The sequence below is a fragment of the Streptosporangium sp. NPDC023615 genome, assembly GCF_040640155.1.
Lineage (GTDB): Bacteria > Actinomycetota > Actinomycetes > Streptosporangiales > Streptosporangiaceae > Streptosporangium.
Genome location: NZ_JBFABE010000034.1, coordinates 26,521 through 47,256 on the forward strand (window position 1 = coordinate 26,521; position 20,736 = coordinate 47,256).

17 protein-coding genes are annotated in these 20,736 nt (G+C 73.5%); 9 read left to right on the forward strand and 8 right to left on the reverse strand.

The features are described 5' to 3' along the window. Positions 1-194: 194 nt before the first annotated feature. Entirely contained in the window at positions 195-1,424 is a 1,230-nt protein-coding gene (locus AB0G16_RS22865) for an isochorismate synthase (RefSeq protein WP_362808267.1), read from the forward strand. A gap of 276 nt (positions 1,425-1,700) precedes the next feature. Further along, positions 1,701-2,255, forward strand: coding sequence for a GNAT family N-acetyltransferase (locus AB0G16_RS22870; protein ID WP_362808270.1), 555 nt, complete (start codon positions 1,701-1,703; stop codon positions 2,253-2,255). 289 nt (positions 2,256-2,544) lie between these two features. Here AB0G16_RS22870 and AB0G16_RS22875 read toward each other — a convergent pair whose 3' ends face one another. Beyond that, on the reverse strand, positions 2,545-3,180 hold the full coding sequence (locus AB0G16_RS22875; RefSeq protein WP_362808273.1) for a DedA family protein: 636 nt from the start codon (positions 3,178-3,180) through the stop codon (positions 2,545-2,547). Between the two features lie 327 nt (positions 3,181-3,507). Further along, positions 3,508-4,137: a YigZ family protein gene (locus AB0G16_RS22880; RefSeq protein ID WP_362808276.1), complete on the reverse strand. Its 630-nt coding sequence runs from the start codon at positions 4,135-4,137 to the stop codon at positions 3,508-3,510. Between the two features lie 417 nt (positions 4,138-4,554). Here AB0G16_RS22880 and AB0G16_RS22885 point away from each other — a divergent pair, with 417 nt between their 5' ends. Next, the gene (locus tag AB0G16_RS22885) at positions 4,555-5,133 is read left to right on the forward strand and encodes a DUF4396 domain-containing protein (protein WP_362808278.1); all 579 of its coding nucleotides are present in this window, start codon (positions 4,555-4,557) and stop codon (positions 5,131-5,133) included. A gap of 199 nt (positions 5,134-5,332) precedes the next feature. Here the strand turns inward: AB0G16_RS22885 and AB0G16_RS22890 are convergent, their stop codons facing one another. Then, positions 5,333-7,300 carry a sigma-70 family RNA polymerase sigma factor gene (locus AB0G16_RS22890; protein WP_362808394.1) on the reverse strand — a complete coding sequence of 656 codons (1,968 nt, stop codon included), beginning with the start codon at positions 7,298-7,300 and terminating at the stop codon, positions 5,333-5,335. 504 nt (positions 7,301-7,804) lie between these two features. On the opposite strand from AB0G16_RS22890, the gene AB0G16_RS22895 reads away from it, so the two are divergent. After that, the gene (locus tag AB0G16_RS22895) at positions 7,805-9,274 is read left to right on the forward strand and encodes a DUF1996 domain-containing protein (protein WP_362808281.1); all 1,470 of its coding nucleotides are present in this window, start codon (positions 7,805-7,807) and stop codon (positions 9,272-9,274) included. A gap of 318 nt (positions 9,275-9,592) precedes the next feature. Then, on the forward strand, positions 9,593-10,252 hold the full coding sequence (locus AB0G16_RS22900) for a DUF305 domain-containing protein (protein ID WP_362808284.1): 660 nt from the start codon (positions 9,593-9,595) through the stop codon (positions 10,250-10,252). A 229-nt stretch (positions 10,253-10,481) separates the two neighbouring features. On the opposite strand, the gene AB0G16_RS22905 is transcribed toward AB0G16_RS22900, so the two are convergent. Continuing rightward, positions 10,482-10,790, reverse strand: a complete 309-nt coding sequence (locus AB0G16_RS22905) for a hypothetical protein (RefSeq protein WP_362808288.1) — start codon at positions 10,788-10,790, stop codon at positions 10,482-10,484. A 415-nt stretch (positions 10,791-11,205) separates the two neighbouring features. Here AB0G16_RS22905 and AB0G16_RS22910 point away from each other — a divergent pair, with 415 nt between their 5' ends. Beyond that, positions 11,206-12,201 (forward strand): ABC transporter substrate-binding protein, encoded by a 996-nt coding sequence (locus AB0G16_RS22910; protein WP_362808291.1) that lies wholly within the window; start codon positions 11,206-11,208, stop codon positions 12,199-12,201. Positions 12,202-12,831: 630 nt separating this feature from the next. Continuing rightward, on the forward strand, positions 12,832-13,818 hold the full coding sequence (locus AB0G16_RS22915) for a sulfotransferase (RefSeq protein ID WP_362808294.1): 987 nt from the start codon (positions 12,832-12,834) through the stop codon (positions 13,816-13,818). Between the two features lie 80 nt (positions 13,819-13,898). Here the strand turns inward: AB0G16_RS22915 and AB0G16_RS22920 are convergent, their stop codons facing one another. The 3 genes from AB0G16_RS22920 to AB0G16_RS22930 form a co-directional block, all read right to left on the reverse strand. Continuing rightward, the gene (locus AB0G16_RS22920; RefSeq protein WP_362808297.1) at positions 13,899-14,789 is read right to left on the reverse strand and encodes a hypothetical protein; all 891 of its coding nucleotides are present in this window, start codon (positions 14,787-14,789) and stop codon (positions 13,899-13,901) included. Positions 14,790-15,016: 227 nt separating this feature from the next. Further along, a complete protein-coding gene (locus tag AB0G16_RS22925; protein WP_362808300.1) occupies positions 15,017-16,414 on the reverse strand; it encodes a lanthionine synthetase LanC family protein in 1,398 nt (465 codons plus the stop codon). A gap of 136 nt (positions 16,415-16,550) precedes the next feature. Beyond that, positions 16,551-17,354, reverse strand: a complete 804-nt coding sequence (locus tag AB0G16_RS22930; protein WP_362808303.1) for an inositol monophosphatase family protein — start codon at positions 17,352-17,354, stop codon at positions 16,551-16,553. A gap of 192 nt (positions 17,355-17,546) precedes the next feature. Here AB0G16_RS22930 and AB0G16_RS22935 point away from each other — a divergent pair, with 192 nt between their 5' ends. Continuing rightward, positions 17,547-18,287: a GntR family transcriptional regulator gene (locus AB0G16_RS22935; protein WP_362808306.1), complete on the forward strand. Its 741-nt coding sequence runs from the start codon at positions 17,547-17,549 to the stop codon at positions 18,285-18,287. 251 nt (positions 18,288-18,538) lie between these two features. Next, the gene (locus AB0G16_RS22940) at positions 18,539-19,924 is read left to right on the forward strand and encodes a helix-turn-helix transcriptional regulator (protein WP_362808309.1); all 1,386 of its coding nucleotides are present in this window, start codon (positions 18,539-18,541) and stop codon (positions 19,922-19,924) included. A gap of 75 nt (positions 19,925-19,999) precedes the next feature. Here AB0G16_RS22940 and AB0G16_RS22945 read toward each other — a convergent pair whose 3' ends face one another. Next, a complete protein-coding gene (locus AB0G16_RS22945; protein WP_362808312.1) occupies positions 20,000-20,485 on the reverse strand; it encodes a general stress protein in 486 nt (161 codons plus the stop codon). Positions 20,486-20,736 lie beyond the last annotated feature (251 nt).

Below are 20,736 nucleotides of genomic sequence, written 5' to 3' on the forward strand. Positions count from 1 at the left end.
TGTGAGTGCTGTCACAGTCCTGCGAAGCATGACACCTCCGCTGCGAGATCGCGTCTACTTCGGATGTATCACCGCAGGTCGGAAAGGCAGACTCCGTTGACCGAGTGGCTTGGTTTTCTTGACACGGCGTGGCGGGTGTGCTGTGAGGCGATCAACAGTCGAACACGTTCAGTTTCCCGCATAGAGTGGCGGGGGTGAGTGTAGCGCTCGGATCGACTCGTCCTCTCGTGGTGAGAACCACCCCCGTCGAGGACCCCGGCGACCTGTTCTCGCGGCTCCCCGAGGCCGCCCCCTACGCCTGGATGAGGCGCGGGGAGGGACTCGTCGCGTGGGGCGAGGCGGTCCGCCTGGCCGTCCCCCCCGGCCCCCGGCGGTTCGACTGGGCCCGCGACCGGCTCTCCGGCCTCTTCGGCGAGGCGCACGTCGACGACGACGTGACGGTCCCCGGCTCGGGACCGGTCGCCTTCGGCTCGTTCACCTTCGACCCGGACGCGCGGGGGTCGCTCCTGGTCGTCCCCGAGACGATCCTGGCCCGCCGCGACGGCCGCGCCTGGCTGACCACCGTCGGCGAACGACGGCTCGACGCCGTCACCCCGTTCCGCGACCCGGGCAGGATCCGGTACGGGGACGGCAGCCTGACCGCGCCGGAGTGGCAGCACGCCGTGGCGCGCGCGGTCCGGCGGATCCGGTCGGGGCTGCTGGAGAAGACCGTCCTGGCCCGCGACCTGACCGCGCTCGCCGAGCGGGCGATCGACGTCCGCCTGCTGCTCACCCGGCTGGCCGCCCGCTACCCGGACTGCTACACCTTCTCCTGCGCGGGCCTGGTCGGCGCGACTCCCGAGTTGCTGGTCCGGCGCACCGGGGAGACGCTGGAGTCGCTGGTGCTGGCCGGCACGATCGCGCGGGGCAGCGGCCGGGCCGACGACATGGCGCGCGGCGCGGCCCTGTTCGCCTCGGAGAAGGACCGCCACGAGCACGCCTGCGCGGTCGCCTCGGTACGCGAGGCGCTGGAACCGCTCTGCGCCGAGCTGAAGATCCCCGAGGAGCCCGAGCTGCTGGTGCTCGCGAACGTCCAGCACCTGGCCAGCCCGGTCACCGGGCGGCTGCCCGGTGGGACCTCGGTGCTGGACGTGGTGGAGGCCATGCACCCGACCGCCGCCGTGGGCGGCACCCCGACCGGGGAGGCGCTCGGCGTCATCCGCGACCTGGAGGGCATGGACCGGGCCGGGTACGCGGGCCCGGTCGGCTGGATCGACGCCCGGGGCGACGGCGAGTGGGGGATCGCGCTGCGCTGCGCGCAGATCGAGGGCGCCCGCGCCCGGCTGTTCGCCGGCTGCGGCATCATGGGCGACTCCGACCCCGCCTCCGAGCTCGCCGAGGCCCAGGCGAAGCTGAGGGTGATGCAGTACGCCCTGGAGGGCTGACCCCTCCCACGACCCGCCCGGACCCGCCCGAGATCCCGCCGGGCCTCTCCCGCCCCTCCTGAATCCACGCCTCTCCGCGCCCTCCCGGCGCCCTCGAGGGGCGCCGGCACCGGGCCCGTGCCCGGAGGTCCGACCCTGCCTGGCCGGGAACAGGAGAATAGGCGTACCCTCACAAGGGCAATACAACGGACATTTCAGGCAAGGAATGATCCTTCTTCTGGTTCATGTTCTCTCGTCGCCGCACGGCCGGGCGCGCTCGTCAGGGAGAGGAAGATCATGACGTTACTGACCACCGACCGCCTCACGGTGCGTGACTGGAGTCCCGACGACTCCGGCGAGGCCCTGGCCATCTACGGGGTGCCCGAGGTCACCCGCTGGCTCTCCCCCGCGATGAACCGCCTGGAGGGCGAGGACGCCATGCGGGCCACCCTGGAGTCGTGGGCGGGCAGCCGCCAGACCCTGACACCCCCGCTGGGCCGCTGGGCGGTCGTCCGCAACTCCGACCAGCGCATCGTCGGCGGCCTGTCGCTGAGGTACCTCCCGCCCGACGAGGAGGACATCGAGATCGGCTGGCAGCTCGCCCCCGACGCCTGGGGGAACGGCTACGCCACCGAGGCGGGCCGCGCCCTGGCCGGGTGGGCGTTCTCCATCGGCGCCCACGAGCTCGTCGCGGTCGTGCGGGTGAACAACGAGCGCGGCGCCGGGGTGGCCAGGCGCATCGGCATGCAGTGGGCCGGGGAGACCGACAAGTACTACGAGACGCGCCTGAACGTGTACCGCCTGTGGCCCAGCGACCTCACCGCCGCCCAGGAAGACGCGCTCCGGCTCTGACCGGCGGCCCCGCCCGATCCCCTGATCAGGTGCCGGTCACCCGAAGCCTTCACCCCCAGCGGTCCGGCCGACCCCCGGCCGCTCTCAACGACCCGCGGGAAGCCCGCGTCCCGCGGAGACGATCCGCGTAGACCCGGCACCTCGCGAGAACGACCCGCGGGGACCCGGCACGCGACGGGCCCGGGCCGGTCACACCGGCCCGGGCCCGTGGCCCCGCCCCGGCCGCCCCGGCCTCACCGGGGCCCGGCGAGGACGTGGGCGACGGCGGCTCCGGCCGCCCCTCACCCGGTCAGGCGTGGTGCCTGCCCTTGCGGCGGTCGGAGACCCTGACCACCACGAAGATGACGATCGCCAGGATCACGATGCCCAGCACCGCCTTCGAGACGATGCCCATGTACTGCTCGACCAGCTCCCACTGCTCGCCGAGCAGGTAGCCGGCCATCACGAAGACCGTGTTCCAGATGAGGCTGCCCATCGTGGTCAGGAGCGTGAAGATCGTGATCGGCATCCGCTCGACCCCCGCCGGGATCGAGATGAGGCTGCGGAAGATGGGGATCATCCGCCCGAAGAAGACGGTCTTCTTGCCGTGCCGGGCGAACCAGGCCTCGGTCCTCTCGATGTCCGCGACGTTGATCAGGGGAAGCTTGGAGGCGATGGCCACCACGCGGTTGCGTCCCAGCAGCGCCCCGACCGCGTACAGCGCCAGCGCGCCGATCACCGACCCCAGCGTCGTCCAGACCACGACGTCGAACAGCCTCATGTCCCCCTGGCTCGCGGTGAACCCGGCCAGCGGCAGGATCACCTCGCTCGGCAGGGGCGGGAACAGGTTCTCGAGCGCGATGGCCAGACCTGCCCCCGGCGCGCCCAGGGTTTCCATAAGGCTGATCGCCCAGCCGGCGATCCCGTCGGGATTCGGTGAACTCATGGGGACAAGGCTACGGAGAGCACGGGTACGGCGTGGATGAGGAACGCGCCCGACCCGGCCTGACGCCCGCCGCAGGCCATCGGCTGCGGAAAACCGCACCCCCCGCCGCCGGGCCCGCCACGGCCCGGCACTTTCTCGCGTTTCCGCACGTCAGGCTGCTTTTCGGCGATCCCGGCGGGCGCCGTGGAGGGCCGCGCCTCCCCTCGCGGCGGCCGGGAAAGGGCGGATTCACCCGCCGATCCGCGCCGTCACCCCCGGTCAACTGTGACCTATCCCACATTGACGTCGCGCCGGGCACGCCTTCCGGAGGCGCCTCACCGCCCCGTCTCAGGTGGACGCGAGGTGGACCGCCTCGCCCGGCTCGACCCCGGCCCGCCCGGCCGTCAGGGTGGCGATCCAGCCGGGAAAGACCGGAAGGTCCCGCTCGCGCACGGCGACGCGGAAACCGACCTCGGCGCCGTAGAGGACCTCCCTGATCTCGTACGGGGAGGCACGCAGATCGTTCTCCAGCCGTCCGGCCCGGACGTGGTCCACGGTCACGGTCATCACCCGGGCGGGCACCATCTCGACCAGCGGCGCCACGTCCAGCGTCTTGCCGACCGACGAACCGTAGGCGCGGACCAGGCCGCCCGCGCCGAGCTTCACCCCGCCGAAGTGGCGGGTCACCACCGCCACCGCGTCGGCCACTCCCCGGCGCAGCAGGGTCTCCAGCATCGGGGTCCCGGCGGTGCCGCCCGGCTCGCCGTCGTCGTCGGCCCGCTGGACGCCCCGGTCACCGCCGATCACGTACGCCGAGCAGTTGTGGGTGGCGTCGCCGTGCAGCCGTCTGCGCCCGGCGACGAACTCCCTGGCCGCCTCCTCGGAGGCGGCCGGGCCGACCGCGCACAGGAAACGGGACCGCTTGATCTCGATCTCGTGTTCCACGGTCCCGCGCGGAGTCAGGTACGGTTCGGGCACCCGGCCAGGGTACCGACGAGCTCCGGACCGGGCACGGAGCGGCCACCCCGGCCGCGGGACCACCGGCCCTCGGCCGCGTCCCGCCGCGGAGCCGTCGCCCCGCCGTGGAACCACCGGGTCGCGACCTCGCCCCGCCGTCGAGTCACTCCAGCGGGGAACCACCCCGTCGTGGAACCGCCCCTCCGTGACGTCGTCCCGTCATGGAGCCGTTCCTCCGGAATACCCCGTAGGGGTATACCGTTGCTGCCGGTGGACATCCCGCGGGCCCTTCCGCGGGGATCGAGCGAGGGAGGCATCGATGTCACACACCGCACCGGGGACCGCCGGGACAGGGACCGGCGACCACCCGGTCCCGCCCGTGGCCGCGACGGCACCACGGATGACGGCCGTTCGTCACCGGCGTTCAGGGAGGCCGTCGTGAACCCCGGGCGGCACGTCCACGACCCCGGCCACCGGCACGACACCGGTCACGATCGTCACCACGGTGCCGACGTCACGGCGACAGGGCGGGCGACAGTGCGGACGACGGAGCGGACGTCGTGGCGGGCGGCGGCGCGGGCGACCCTGCACTGCCTGACCGGCTGCGCGATCGGTGAGGTGCTGGGCATGGTCATCGGCACCGCGCTGGGCTGGCCCGCGTGGCCGACCGTGATCCTGGCTGTCGCGCTGGCGTTCGTCTTCGGCTACGCCCTGACGATGCGGGGCGTGCTGCGCGCGGGAGTGGACTTCCGGACGGCGCTGACGGTGGCGCTGGCGGCGGACACCGTGTCGATCGCGGTGATGGAGATCCTGGACAACGCCGTGATGCTGGCGGTTCCCGGCGCGATGGACGCCGGCCTGGGCAGCGGGGTGTTCTGGGCCTCGCTGGCGTTCGCCCTGGCGGTGGCGTTCGTGCTGACCACCCCCGTCAACCGGTGGCTGATCTCGCGCGGCAGGGGTCACGCGGTCGTCCACCGCTACCACCACGGTCACGGACCCGAGGGAACGCGCCCGTGACCGGGTGACCGGGTGACCAGGGCGACGACCGGGTGGGCTCCGCGTCGACGACGTCGCCGGGGACGCTCTCCGCGAGCTCCGCGAGCCCGGCGAGCTCCGCGAGCCCGGCGAGCTCCGCGAGCCCGGCGAGCTCCGCGAGCCCGGCGAGCCCGGTCAGGCCTGACGGTCCGCCACCGGACGTCCGGCGGGCGGCCGACGGTCAGCGGGCCGCCTGGAAGGCGCGGCCCGCCCGGGTCGCGGTCCCGTCCGCGCGGAACAGGCCGCTGCCCGGCTCGGTCTCCGAGGAGGGCAGCCCGAACCAGGCGTAGCGCCGCACGTACGGCAGGGTGGCCAGCATCCTGGTGGAGGCCGTGACGAACGCGGCCTGCCGGGCGTCGTCGGCGTAGCGGGTCCCGTTCGAGAAGTCGATCAGGGCGTACTCGGTGAGCCAGATCGGCTTGCGGTAGCGCTCGTACACCGCCTGGAGGTACGACCTGAGCTGCCCGACCGCGGCCTCGGTGCGGAAGTCGGCGCCGTACCAGTGCAGCGCGACGAAGTCGACCCGGTAGCCCCGCTCGGCGGCGCCGGACATGAAGCGGTCCAGCCAGCCACCGGGGGTGTCGGCGCCGAACGCCACCGACGGGCTGCCGAGCACCCGCCCGGCGGACATGAGCTTCGGCCAGAGCGAGAGCGCCTCCTCCACGGTCATGTTCGCCTGCGCGGGCAGGTCGGGCTCGTTGAAGGCCAGCAGGTACGGCCCCGCCTTCCTGGCCTGGGCGAGGTTGCCGGGGGTGACGCTGCCCGGTCCCCAGATCATCGGGACGAACTCGCCCCTCGCGGCACCGCCGACCCCCTCGGGGCGGGTGGACCAGTTGTAGTACCAGCCGGCCCCGGAGGCGGCGAGCGCCGCGCCGAGGCCGGGCATCCTCCACACGCCGACGCCCTTCCTGGTGGAGGACACCACGGCCGGGGGCGAGGAGGGCCGGGGCGGCCGGGTGGCCCGGCTCCGCCCGGTGGACGGCGACGGGGAGAGCCGGGGGGTGGCGCGTGCCGACGGCGTCCGTACCGGAGGTTCCGGGGACGCCGGCGGGGCCGACGTGGCCGCCGCGGTCGAGATGGCCGTACGGACCGGTTCCGCACGGGGCGGTACGGGCGGCGGCGCGGCGTCGGGGGCGACCAGGCGGCCGACCACCAGCAGGGCCACGACGACGACGGCCGCCGCCCCGCCGAGCACGGCGGCCGGACCCGAGGGGAGCTGGGACGCCAGGCCGTGCCGGCCGGTGGACTCCACGGCCTGGGACACGTGCGAGCCGTGCGCGGCGGAGGCGTGCGAGGAGCCCCAGGACGTGGCGTGCGCCACCGTCTCGGCGGCGGGGGGAACGGCCTGGAGGTGGTGCAGGGCGAAACCGGCCGGCAACGGCAGCAACGGCAGCCCGGCGAGGAGGCGGTCGATGGGCAGCAGGCCCGCGGTACGTCCCCGGCACGGGTCGCAGTCGCGGACGTGCCGGGCGAAGCGCTTGCGCCACAGCGGGCTGGGCACCCCGTTCCAGTTCGCCGCCAGGGCGCGCAGCCCCGCGCAGCCGGAGTCGGCGCGCAGCGCCCGCACGATGGTCCGGGCGGCCTGTACCTGCTCCTTCATCCGCTGGACGCGCACGGCCGCGTGCCGGCCGGACAGGCCGAGCGCCCCGGCGAGCTCGGCGCGGCCCAGTTCCCCCGTCTCCTCCAGCCACCACAGCGCGAGCAGCGTCTGGTCGTCGCCGTCCAGCCAGCGGGTGGCCTCGGCCACCTCGCGGCGCTGGTCGGTGAGGCCGAGCCGCAGGATGGTCACGGCGGCGAAGTCCGACGCCGGGTCGGGCACCTCCTCGGCGGACTCCAGGTCGGCCCTGCGGTGCTGGGCGGCCCTGCGGTTCTGCTCGTGGTCGCGCACCTGGCGCACCGCGATGGCCACCAGCCAGGACCGGTACGCCCCCACGTCCCGCAGGCCGGGCAGGGAGCGCACCACCCGCAGCAGCGTCTCCTGGACCACGTCGTCGACGTCGCCGTGGCCGTGGCCGTTCAACGCCCGCCCGACGATGTTGTAGACGAGCGGGAGGGAGCCGGCGACCAGGGCGTCCAGTGCCCGCCGGTCCCCGGCGCGCGCCGCGGCCACCATCCCCGTGTCGGGTCCGTCCCTGCCGGTCTCCGGCATCACACCCCCGCCTCCGTTCCCGTTCGCCATCCGTCGCCCGCCACCGCCACCGCCACCGTCTCCGTCTCCGTCGCCCGCCGTCCGTCACCGTCGTCCGTCACCGTCGCGGAGACCTGCGCCCCCGCACGAAGGCCGGCGCCCTCTACGGAGACCGGCGGCGGGGCGGCCGGACAACAAGAATCCAGGCATCTTTCTTTTTTCTCTGCGATCTCCGCTTTTTTCGTTATCGCCCCCCCGGGCCCGCGGTCTCCACTGCAGGAGCGGAACGCGCCCGGCTCCCGCCGGGCGTGACGACGGGAAGGTTCGCGGCGATGACACCCTCACCCGGCGCGACCGGCCGCTCCCGCACGGGACGTCACCGGCCGTGGGTCACCGCCCGCACCGGCACGGGACATCCCGGTCACCACAGAAGAGCACAAAGCACGCATAAGACTACAGATCACCACAGGGCACTACAGGGCATTACGTCCATCGCCATCCGATCCCCTAAGGACCTTCATCCACATGAGTGAGACCGCTCCGCGCACCACGGCACCGGGCCACCGGCCGCACCGGCGATCGCGCCGCCTCGCGCTCACCGGCGCCCTCGCGACCCTCCTGGGCGCCTGCCTGGTGAACGGTGTCCTACCGGCCGAGGCGGCCGAGACGCCGCTGTCCCGGTCGGGCAAGGCCACCGCCTCCTCGTCCGAGAGGGGCGACCTCTCCCCCTCCGCGGCGATCGACGGCAGGAACGACACCCGCTGGTCGAGCGCCTTCAGCGACCCCCAGTGGCTCCAGGTCGACCTGGGCGCCTCGGCGTCGATCAAGAAGATCGTGCTGAACTGGGAACACGCCCACGCCACCGCCTTCACGATCCAGACCTCCGCCGGCGACGGCCGGTGGAGGACGGTCCACACCACGACCGCGGGCAGGGGCGGGGTACAGACGCTGAACGTCTCGGCCACCGGCCGCTACGTCCGACTGAACGCCACCGAGCGCTCCTCGCGGTACGGGGTCTCGCTCTGGGAGTTCGAGGTCCACGGCACCGGCGGGGGCACGGGCGGAGGCACCGGCGGGGGCACCGCCACCCCCGGGCTGAGTGCCACCCCCACCCGGCCCGCTCCCACGGCCACCCCCACGAGGCCCGCCCCCACGGCCACCCCGACCAGGCCCGTTCCCACGCGGACGCCGACCACGCCCACGGGCGACCTGCCCAAGGGGCCGGTGCCGCCGGGCGCGGTGCGGGTGGCGGAGTTCGTCGCCGAGTGCCCGTACACCCACCGGCTGCCCGACGACCCGATCGTGGTGCCGGGCCTGCCCGGCGGGTCGCACATGCACAGCTTCTTCGGCAACACCACCACCGACGCCGACTCCGACATCACGAGCCTGCTCAAGGGCGGCACCACCTGCAACCCGAAGACCGACCTGTCGTCGTACTGGGTGCCGACCCTCTACAACGGCGACAAGCCGGTCGAGCCGACCGGCACCACGTTCTACTACCTGGGCGAGGGCGTGCGGGACGAACTGATGGCCAGGACCCGGCCGTTGCCGCTGGGACTGCGGATCGTGGCCGGCAACGCCAGGGCCACCAAGCCCGACGCCTCCAGCAACGCGCGCTGGTCGTGCCTGCACGCCGGGCACGTGGGCTCCTCGAAGGACTTCGTCGAGTGCCCCTCGGGCACGATGCTGGAGTCCTACCTGGACTTCCCGCACTGCTGGAACGGCACGGACCTCGACTCGGCCGACCACAAGAGCCACATGGCCTACCCGGTGAACGGCGCCTGCCCGGCCTCGCACCCGGTGATCGTGCCCAAGCTGCGCCAGGTGCTGCGCTACCCGGTCAGCGGCGACCCGGCGCGGTTCCGGCTCGCGTCCGGCCCCGGCTACACCATGCACGGCGACTTCTTCAACGCCTGGCCCGAGGCCGAGATGGAGCGCCGCGTGCGCGACTGCATCCGCCCGATCGTCAAGTGCGGCGCCGACGGCACCCCCTGACGGCGACGGTGACGACCGGCCGGCGGTGACCGGTCCGCCGGGACCGGTTCATGATGGCCGGTCCCGGCGGACCGGTTCATGGTGACCGATTCGCAGGGGCCCCGTTCGCGGGGATCGGTTCACGGTGAGCGGTTCACGGCGATCGGGCACCGTTGACCAGGTCTGCCGCGATCGGTTGACATGACCGGTTGACTGCGGGGCATGCGGCACCGTACGTCTGTCTCACCCACCCTCGTCCGAACGACGGGCGGGGCCCGGTCCCGGGTCCCGCCCCACCCCGGGTCCCCCGTCCGGCGCGGCCCGGGTGAAGGGAGCGACATGAGAGCGTCCGTCGTCGGTGTCCCGGTCCTCGCGGTGCTCACCGTGCTGCTGATCTCGCGCTGCGTCGCCGCCGGGCCGACGCCCCACCCGGCCGCCGGTCACCACCGGCACGTACCGGCCACGGCCGTGACCTCGCCCCGGACCTCCCCGCTGTCCCCCGCGGCGCTCCCCGGCGCCTCCTCGGGCGCGCCCTCCGGCGGGGCCGCCACCCCGTCCGCCCCCTTCAACGCCACCGACCTGGCCTGGCTGCAGCTGATGATCCCGATGACCGAGCAGTCGGTACGCCTGCTGGAGCTCGCCCCGCGCAAGACCTCGGACCCGGCGGTCGCGCGGTTCGCCGCCGAGGCCGTGTCCGCCCGCCGGGAGACGCTGCGGGGGCTGCGTGACCTGCTGCGGCGGGCCGGGGTGCCGCAGAGCCGCGAGCACGAGGGACACGACATGCCCGGTATGACGACCCCCGCCGACTTCGCCGCCCTGGACCGCGCGGACGGCGCCGCCTTCGACCGGCTCTTCACCGAGAACGCGCGGGAGTACCTCACCCAGTCCGTGCTGGTGGCCAAGGGCGAGGGGCGATCCGGGGCAGACCCGGCCACCAGGGCGTTCGCCGCCGCCACCGCCGAGGCCCACGCCGGCCAACTCGCCCGCCTGGCCCCCTGAGCACCACCGTGGGCCGGCAGGCCGATGCCGCGGACCCGCCCGCGGCCCCGGCTCCTGCCCCTGCTCCTGCCCCGACTTCGGCTCCTGCCCCTGCTCCTGCCCCGACTCCGGCTCCTGCCCCGGCTCCGGCTCCGGCTCCGGCTCCGGCTCCGGCGGGACGCTCAGCCCGGCGGGCCGTCGGCACGGCTCAGCTCGTGGGCGAGCCTCTCCAGCTCGGCGCCGCCGGCCATCAGGGAGGTGAGCTCCTCACGGGTGATCTCGCCCTTGGCGTACTCGCCCAGGCTCGCGCCCCGGTCGAGCAGCAGGAAGCGGTCGCCGATCGGATGGGCGCGTACCGCTGCTGGTCGACCGCGAACGCGATCTCACCGTCCTCGATCGCGGTCACCACGTCGGCCGAGAGGTCGAAGGTGCCCGGCGCGGCCTTGGAGCCGCCGTCGGCGATGGCGTCGCGGGCGGCGACGGCCACCGCCGGGTTCAGGGTCAGCACGCCGTCGAGGCAGGCCTCGCCGGATCTCCCCCGTCCCTGGTTCGTAACCAAGCATCATCCACGTGTCAATCATTTGTCGTGACATCAGGACGTACCAGAAAGGCGCGTGAAGGCCCGCGGCCGTGACGCCATGGCCGGTGTCGTCGAGCACGGCCTGCTCGCGAGGGAATTCAAAAAGGCGCGGGACGGTTTTCGCCGTCATTCAACACGGTCGGCGGGCGGCTCGGCCGGGATCGGCATAACAGGATTGGCGTAATACGAACCGCCGGCCCCGTGCGCCCGCTTTTCCGGCCGTCACGAAAGAAGTGATGTCCATGGTCCCACCGATCTTCTCCGCTATTCTGATCCGCGGTCAGCGTCCCCCTGACCGGCACGCTTCCCGAGATCGCCTCGGTGTCATCCGGCGTCGCCCGACACGTCTCACAAGAGGCCCGAACATGGCGGTCGTATGCAACTGAGGAGACTCATGCGGTTCACACGTGCGCGACGGGCCGTCGTCGCGGGAGTCGCGGCCGCCCTGGCGCTGAGCGCCTGCGGCGGCCCCGGGGAACGGGGCGGGACCGCCGTGGCGAGCGCCGGGAGTGCCGGGGGGCCGGAGAGGACCGCCATCACGATCGGCGCGCTGCCCATCCCCGACGCGGCCTCGCTCTACATCGCCGAGCAGAGGGGCTACTTCGAGGAGGAGGGGCTCGACGTCACCGTCAAGACGGTGGTCGGAGGGGCCCAGGCCCAGCAGGCCCTGCTCGCGGGCACGCTGGACGCCACCCAGACGAACTACGTCTCGACCTTCCTGGCCGTCTCCGCGGGTGAGAAGCTGAAGATCGTCGCAGACCTCTACCAGGCGACCCCGAACTCCTTCAACATCATGGTGGCCCGGGATTCCCCGATCAGGGATCTCGCCGGCCTCAAGGGCAGGAAGATCGCGGTCAACAGCCGCAGGAACGTCGGCACCCTGGCGGTGACCTCGCTGCTCACGGCGCACGGGCTGAAGGAGGACGACGTCACCTTCGTGCAGTGCCCCTTCCCCGACATGCAGGACAAGCTGGCCAGGGGTGCCGTCGACGCCGCCTGGATGGCGGAACCGCACCTGACCATGGCGCAGAAGGGCATCGGCGCCCAGAAGCTCGCCGACACGATGGTCGGCTCCACCGCCGACCTCCCCATCGCCGGCGTGGCCGTCACCGGCAGGTTCGCCGAGGAGAACCCCCGAACCGTCGCCGCCTTCCAGCGGGCGATGCACAGGGCCCAGCGGGTCGCCGCCTCCGACCGCGGGGCGGTCGAGGAGATCCTGCCGACGTACATCGGGATCGACGCCGCGACCGCGGCGGTCGTCACCCTCGGGGCCTTCCCCACCCGCCTCGGCGAGACCCGGCTGCAGCGGGTCGCCGACCTGATGGTCGAGCACGGGTACCTGAAGAGGCCGATCGCGGCCGAGACCGTCCTGCTCGGGAACGCCGGGTGAAAGGGCCTGACGAAAGGGCCGGGTGAAAGGGCGGGACGAGGGCGCCTTCGAACAACGGCGCGTATTCGCCCTGGGCGATTTCCTCATCGCCCCCGCGTGGAGCCGCTCCCCGCGCCGAGCGGCGTGATCGGCCCGAAGTGGCACCGTCAATTCCGCGTGATGCCGAAAGAGCCGTTTCCGGTGACGGCCGCCGGAGAGCGGGTAAGAATCGCCCGCGACGTTCGTACGGCGGGAGCCGGGGTAGACCGTCTCGCGCCGGGAAGGCGCGTGTGAGACCCGCGAGCGGAGCACACCGGCACGACACGGAGACCTCGGACGGAAAGCGGGGGCACCACCGGTACGAGAACCGCGAACGGGGACGGCTCGCAACGAGCCGGTAACACGGCCTCGGTATTCTTCCCGATCACGAGAGTGCGGAATCTTCACATGATCGATGAATACCCGGAAGGGAACCGGCGCTCACCGGACGGGGCCGCACGCCCGGTCCCCCACCGCCCGGAGACGGGGACCGGCGGCTGAGGTCCCGGGAACCTCTCGCGAGATGTCACGACCCTGCGGCCGGACACTTGCCTTCGTCCGAGAAGGGGTTATATTTACCAATAATGACAGTAGGGATTAAGGGTAATAACGATGCCCCTGCCGAACTTCCTCACCATCGGTGCCCCCAAGGCCGGGACCACCGCGCTGCACTCCGCCCTGGCCCGGCACCCGCAGCTGTTCATGTCCCCGGTGAAGGAGCCCAAGTTCTTCCTCAGTGACGGCCCTCCCCCGACCAGGGGAGGGCCGGGGGACGCCCAGACCTACCGCGAGCACGTCTGGCGGCGCGAGGACTACGAGGCGCTGTTCGGCGCGGCGCCGCCGGGAACGCTCACCGGCGAGTCCACCCCGTTCTATCTCTACGATCGGGCCGCGCAGCGGCGGATCAGGGAGACCATCCCCGACGCCAAGCTCATCGTGGTGCTGCGCGACCCGGTGGAGCGCGCGCACTCCAACTGGACGCACCTGTGGTCGGCCGGGCTCGAACCCGTCGGGGACGTGCTGAAGGCCTGCGCCGAGGAGGAGCGACGGGTCCAGGCCGGCTGGGCGCCGTTCTGGCACTACCTCGGGCTCGGCAGGTACGGCGAGCAGCTGGAGCACCTGTTCACGCTCTTCCCCCGCGAGCAGGTGCTCGTCTACCGCTACCGCGACCTGGTCGACCGGCCGGTCGAGACCCTCGACCGGATCTTCACCTTCCTCGGGGTGGAGAGCGGCGTGGTGACCGAGGTGCCCCGGGAGAACGTGACCGCCCATCCCGAGCCGACCCGGGGACACCGGCTGCTGTCGCGGGCGCTGCGGGTGGGGGCGGCGGTGGGGCGGTTCCTGCCGCCCCGGGCGAGCGTGGCGCTGACCGACCCGCTGGAGCGGAAGCTCCAGCGCCAGGCCCGCTCCCGCCAGCCGCTGACCTGGGACCAGCGGGAGAAGCTGATCACCTACTTCACCGAGGACGTGGCGCTGCTCCAGCGGGTGACCGGCGAGGACTTCAGCGACTGGCTCCGCCCCCGCGAACGCTCGGGCGGGCTGGTGGGCGTCCGGCCCAACGGGCAGCGTCAGGCGCGCAACGGCCGCCCCCAGCCCTGAGGCGGGGAGGCGGCCGCGGGAATCCCGGGCGCTCCGGACACTCCGGAGCGCCCGGGGCACCCGGAGCACTCAGGGCGCGGTCAGCGCAGTTCGGTGCGCAGGTCGTGGGCCCCGTCCGCGCGGGTGTACTCGTAGTAGAGCCGCCGCCCGCCACCGGGCAGGTCCACCACGTCCAGGTAGCGCAGGCCTCCCCCGGCGTGGGGGGAGACCGCCACGGGCACGGTGCCGACCGGGGTGAGCTCGGCGGGATCGGTGCCGACCGCGACCCCGGTCTTCTCCTCGTAGTTCTCCGCGGCCGTGGCCCTGCCGTCGTAGAACGCCACTACCTGGCCGTCCGTGAAACGCACCGCCGCCACCCGCGCGCCCCGGGCGTCCCAGGTGCCGGGACGGCCGCTGAGCGCGGTCCCCTGCCAGGTCCACTCGATGCCGTCGGCACTGGTGGCGTAGTCGGTCACCATCTGGTCGGCCTCGTCGGCCTCGTCCAGGGGGTGGCAGGAGGCCCACAGGTGCCAGACGCCCTCCCGGACCACGATCACCGGGTCCTTGACGCCGGTCTTGGGGTCGCCCGGCAGCACGACCCGCCGCTGCGACGCGCGGAAGCCCGAAGGGTCGTCGGCCTCCAGCACCTCGACCCTCCAGTGCTTGGTGTCGTAGGTGGCGCAGCTGAGGTAGAGCCGCCACCGGCCCTCGGGAGTGCGGACCAGGGTGGGCCGCTCCAGCGACTCGGTGTCCATCTCCTCCCTGCCGATGGTGAGCAGGGTCTCGAAGCGCTCGCCGTCGTCGGAACGGGCGACGGCGACCGCGTAGCCGCGCCCCTCGCCGACGGGGCGGCGCAGCCGGTAGGCGAGGTAGATCGTCCCGTCGCTGTACACCGCGCTCGGGGCGCCGGCCCAGTGTCCCGCGCCTGCTCGGGCGGGCTCGATCGCGACGACGGAACGGTCGGGGTCGGGAAGGAAATCCTGGATGGTCACGGGACCGAGATTAGGCAGGCCCTGGGCAGCACTCACGGAGAATCACCAATCATCATCACGAGCTTTGTCACCCCTTGACAGCCAAAGGGCATATCGTCCGAAGCTTCCGGCACGCACCGTGCCGGACCCGTCGTTCCTCCCCGACCGGTACGAGCGGCAGGATACGGCCGGCGAGGGGGCGGTGGTCCCGCCCGGGAGCCGTCTTTCACCGTCCTGACGACCGGTTCTCAGGAGCGGCGGAGCGTCGAGCTCGGCACCGGGATGGCCGGGAACGGGTTGTCGGGCGGCAGGACGAGCCGTCGCGCCTCCTTCGGGTGCGCGGTGGCGTCCAGGTGCAGGAGCGCGGCCCCGATGCCGGCCGCGCCGACCATGTACCCGGTGTCGGCGGTCACCTCTCCGGGCCGCAGCCGGCGGTAGGCCTGGTACCAGCGCGATCCCCGGCCGTCGTGGCGGGTGGCCCGGGCCGCCAGGTCCGCTCCCAGGGTGCGGGCGTACTCCAGGTGCCGCCGCTCGCCGGTGGCCGCCCAGAGCCCGACGAAGAGCTCCACCAGCCCGGCGGTGCCGCAGCACTGGCAGGCCGAGTTCCAGTAGCCGCCGCTCTGCACGGGCGGGGCGCCGCTGCGGACGATCCCCCTGGCCAGGCGCTCGGCCCAGTCCAGGTCCCCGGCGTCGTCCGGCACCTCGCCGGGGGCGCCGGAGACACCGAGGCCACCGAGGCCGCCGGGGAGACCGGGGGCGCCGGGAACGCCGGAGACACGATGCAGTTCGTAGAACATCCGGGCGACCCCGGCGGAGCCGGAGCAGAACCCCAGGTAGTGCAGGTCCCGCCCCTGCGGGAGGTGGTGCGGCACCAGCGCGCACCGCTCGGTCACGGTGCTGACCGCCCGGACGAAGTCCGCCCCCCTGCGGGCCGCGTCCAGGAAGCGGCTCTCCCCGGTCACCCCGTACAGGCGGGCGAGCACGAACGCGGTCCCGGCCGTACCGGAGAGGAATCCCGGGGTGACCGCGTCCAGCGGCAGGTCGGCGCAGGCCTCCTCGCCGAAACGGTGCCCCGGTACGACGAGCGCGGCGATGCGGTTCCCCGCCTCGACCGCGACCTCCTGGTAGGCGGGCACCCCCAGGATGCCCGCGGCGTGCAGCAGGCCGAGGATGGTGCCGCCGTCGCCCCGCTGGGCGGGGTCGCCGGTCCAGCCCAGGCCGCCGTCGATGCGGCGGGCGCTGCGCACGACGCGGTCGGCGATCGCGCCGGCCTCGACCTCGAACTCCTGCTCGCCGGTGGCCCACCCTGCCTCGGACAGGGCGAACATCACCCCGGTCAGGCCCTGGTGCAGGGAGAGGTCGGCCTGCTCGCGCCAGGTGGACACCAGGTAGCGGGCGCCGGCCCGCACGTCGCCGAGGTAGTCGTCGTCACCGGTGGCGGCGGCGAGCTCCAGGAAGAACAGCACGATCCCGGCGGCCCCCGAGTACAGCGAGAGCGGGTGGTCGGGCATGGCGGCCCGGCCGTGCGGGTCGGGGTTGGCCCGCCAGTGCCGCCCCCGCCCGTCGTCCACGGCCGCCGCCCGGATCCAGCGCGCGGCCTCGACGGCGGTGGCCAGCGGGCTCTCGTCCCCCGGCTCCAGGCTCATGGCGGCTCCTTCGTACGGCGACACGACCACCTTACCCGCATTTCCTACAGGATCAATTGGTAATGCGGTCACGGATGTGACGGGCGGCCTCGCCGGAACCGGTCACCCGGCCCGCCGCCCGCCCTCCGGCACACGTTCACCCCGGGCGGCCGTTCATGACCAGATCGCTCATGACCGACCCCGCCAGGTCGAACTCCCCGACGTGGGCGAGGTAACCGCCGGGTTCGAAGATCGATCCGTCCAGCGGGACGAAGACGCCCCCGGCCTGACGGATCAGCAGCGAGCCCGCCGCCATGTCCCACGGACTGACCCTACTGCCGTAGGCGACGTCCGCCCACCCTCCCGCGACATGTGCCAGCTTGAGCGCGGTGCTGCCGGGACGCCGGGTGGAGGCGAAGGACGTCAGCATCCGGCCGAACCGGTGCAGCGTCTCGTCCCCGCCTTCGGTCACCTCCCAGGGGGTGGGGTAGCTGGTCAGCAGCACCGCCTCGCGGTCGCGCGTGGCCCCGGCGCTGCGCAGCCGTTCTCCGTTGCACCAGGACCCGCCGAGGTCGGCCCGGAACTCGTCGTCGCGCATCGGGTCGTACACCACGCCCGCGACCACCTCGTCGCCGACGGCCGCGGCGATCGACACGCAGAAGAACGGCAGCCCCACCGCGAAGTTCGCGGTGCCGTCGATCGGGTCGACGTACCAGCGGATCTCCCCCGAGCCCGCGCTGCCGCCCTCCTCGCCGATGACCGTGCTGCCCGGGACGCGGCTCTCGATGACCTCCCTGATGATCTCCTCCGACGCACGGTCGTGCTCGGTCACCGGATCGTGGAAATCGCTCTTGGTCTCGATGGCGGGACGTGATCTGAACGCCTCGCGCAGCCGCTCTCCGGCGGTGCGGGCCGCCTCCACCGCGACGGCGGCGAGATCGGCCGAGGTGCTCGGGTCCATGGCTTCCTCCAGTGGCGCGAACCGGGCGCCGGTCGTACGGGGACGGGGCCGGGGATGCCCCGCCCCCATCCTGCAGGAGGAGAGCGGCCGTACGGGCATCGGCGGCACGCCCGGACGCGGCGCGACCGGTTTTTGTCATGACATTCTGATGTCCGCTAATCTGGCGGCGAGGTGCGATGACCAGGAGGGCGAATGACGGCGCGGCTCGCCATCGAGCTGGACCGGTCCAGCCCGGTCCCGCTCTACTACCAGGTGGCCGAGCAGATCTCCGAGGCCATCCGCCGTGGTGACCTGCCCCCGGGCTCCCGTCTCGACAACGAGATCCTGCTCGCCGACCGGCTGGGGGTGTCGCGGCCGACCGTGCGCCAGGCGATCCGCTACCTCGTCGACAAGGGACTGCTGGTCCGCAAGCGGGGCGTGGGCACCCAGGTCGTGCACGGCCAGGTCAGACGGTCGGTCGAGCTGACCAGCCTCTACGACGACCTGCGCAGGGCCGGCCAGGAACCGGCGACCGGGGTGCTGCTGCTGCGGCACGTCCCGGCCGACGAGGAGATCGCCGCGATCCTCGGCGTGGCGCCCGGCACCGAGGTGTCGCACCTGGAGCGGATCCGCTACGCCGCCGGAGAGCCACTGGCCCTGCTGCGCAACTGGCTGCCCGCGCCGCTCGTCCCGCTGACCGCCGAGAGCCTCCAGGAGCGCGGGCTGTACGAGCTGCTCCGCTCCGCCGGGGTACGGATGCGCGTGGCGAACCAGCGCATGGGGGCTCGGGCGGCCACCGCGGCCGAGGCGCGGCTGCTCGGCGAGCGGCGTGGCGCGCCGCTGCTCACCATGGCCCGCACCACCTACGACGACCAGGGCAGGGCCGTCGAGCACGGCTCCCACGTCTACCGCGCCTCGCACTACTCCCTGGAGGTCACGCTCATCGAGCGCTGAGGACCGGCGCCCCGGCGTGACCCTCGCACGGGAGTGCCGTTTCACGGTCAAATCTCCGCCAAGGCACCGGGGCAACCGGGATCGCCACCGCGTGGTGATTCGTCCCGCGGGGATGTCGTATGGGTGATCACCGTTGAGAGGACCAGCCCCCCGGGCGCTCGTGCTTTCACCCGCACCCGCGCTTTCACCCGCACCCGCACCTTCACGGGTGCCCGCACGGGCGCGTGGCGGGACGACGCGCGGCCGGGGAGATGAGGGAGAGGAGGCGCCCGCCCTGCCGGTGGGCACCGCAGGAGCAGGCCGGGCACGGCGCCCGCATGCGGCCGATGACCGGCCTGGCCCTGCTGGCCTGGGACGGCGGCATGCTCTCGTACGGACTGGACCTGGCCCGCGAGGCCGTGGGCCGGCCCGCCCGCGGGCGGCACCGGCAGCCCCGGGCCGTCCTGGCCGCCATGCTGATCGATCTGTGGCTGCTCGACGAGGCGGAGGCGGTGATGGAGGACGCTTCCGCCGAAGCCGTGGACGAGCCCGCCTGGACCGCCGAGATCGGCGTGCTCCGTGCGCGCCTGTGCCTGGCCACGGGCCGGTTCGACCGCGTGGCCGAACACGCCGAGGCCGCGCTGGCCACCGCCCGCGCCCTGAACGACCGGGACGGCCGGGACGACCGGGACGACCGGGGCGACCAGGACGGCCGGGACCACTCGGACGGCCGGGGCGGCCTGGGCGGCCGGGATGCGTCCGGCCTCGTCACATCCGGTCTGACCTGCTCGGCCCTGTCGGTGCTCGGCGTCGCGTCACTGCGGGCGGGCGACCTGCCCGGGGCCGTCAGGCACATGGAGAGGGAGCCGGCCCGGTGGTCGTGGGGCATGCCCGCGTACACGCGGCTCCGGTCGGAGCTGGCGGCCGGGCGGATCGCCGAGGCGCGCACCGGGGCCGCCGGTGCGATGGGCTCGCTCGGCGGCGTCTACGCCGCACTGCCCCGGCACACCGCGACGCTGACCGGCGAGCCCGCCGCGGCGGCGTGGCTGGTACGGGTGGCGATGGCGGCGGGCGAGCCGGGCCGCGCCGACGCCGTGGTCGAGGCGGCCGAAGGACTGGCGGGGCGCAACCCCGGCCTGCCGGGGCCGCCGGTGGCCGCCGATCACGCACGGGGCCTGCGGGAGGGCGACGCCGAGGCCCTGGGCCGCGCCGTGGCCGGGTACGCCGATCCGTGGGCCAGGGGGTCGGCGGCGGAGGACCTCGGCGTGCTGCTCGGCGCGGGCGGCCGGCACGGGGAACCGGCCATGGAGAGTCTCAGGACCGCTCTGACCTGTTACGGAGCGGTGGGAGCCACCCGCGACGCCGCGCGGGTGAGAGGCAGGCTCCGCCTGCTGGGCGAGCGGCGGCGCCACTGGAGCAGGACCGACCGCCCGGTGTCGGGGTGGGCCAGCCTGACCGGCACCGAACGGGCCGTCTGCGACCTGGTCGCGCAGGGGCTGACGAACCGGAACGCCGCCGGGCAGTTGTTCATCAGCGAGCACACGGTCGCCTTCCACCTGCGCCAGGTCTTCCGCAAGCTGGGGATCCGCTCACGGGTCGAGCTGGCCAGGCTCGCCGCGCAGGAGGACGGCGACCGGGACGGCCGGAGCCTCCACTGACCTCTCCGGAGCCTTCGCCGAGAACCCGCGCCGGGGCCCCTCCGCGGCACGGGCACCACCGTGGTGAGCGCCCGGTCAGATCTGCTGCCGGGGCATCGACTCGGAGGTGCCCACGTTGAGCAGCCTGCGGGCCTCCGCCGCCTGGGGGGCGGCGACCAGTACCTCGTACCGGTCGGCGACGATCGCGCTCGACGAGAGGAAGTCCCGCTTGCCCCCGGTGAACGCGTGGCTGATCAACCCGAAGATCGCTCCGGCCACCGCGCCCCACACCAGTCCCCACAGGGCCAGGACGAAGGGGAAGGGCCCCGGAGTGAAGATCGCGAAGAACAGGCCGATCAGCAGGCCGAACCAGGCACCGGTCGCCGCGCCCATCCCGGCCGCGCGCAGGTAGGTCAGCCGTCCGAGCACCTGCTCGACGAGCCGCAGGCCGACACCGACGATCATCGCGTGCTCGACCGGGAACTTCTGGTCCGACAGCTGGTCCACGGCGCGCTGGGCCTCGGCGTAGGTGCTGAAACCGGCCACGGTCTCGTGGGTGGTCAGGGTGACGTCAGGTCGCATGGCACTTCCCTTCGGCAGGCGCTCGCGGAGCGGTCCCGTACTCGGATCACCCTTGCCTCGCGGCGGCGTTTCCACATCCCCAGACCTGACGGTTCTCCCGCCCGGCCCCCCGCCCGCGCGCGCCCGGCTCCCGCACCCCGGCCCTTGTCTCCCCGTCCCCGCGCCCCGGCCCCGCTGTCTCCCGCCCCGCTGTCTCCGGCCCCGCTGTCTCCCGCCCCGCTGTCTCCGGCCCCGCTGTCTCCCGCCCCGCA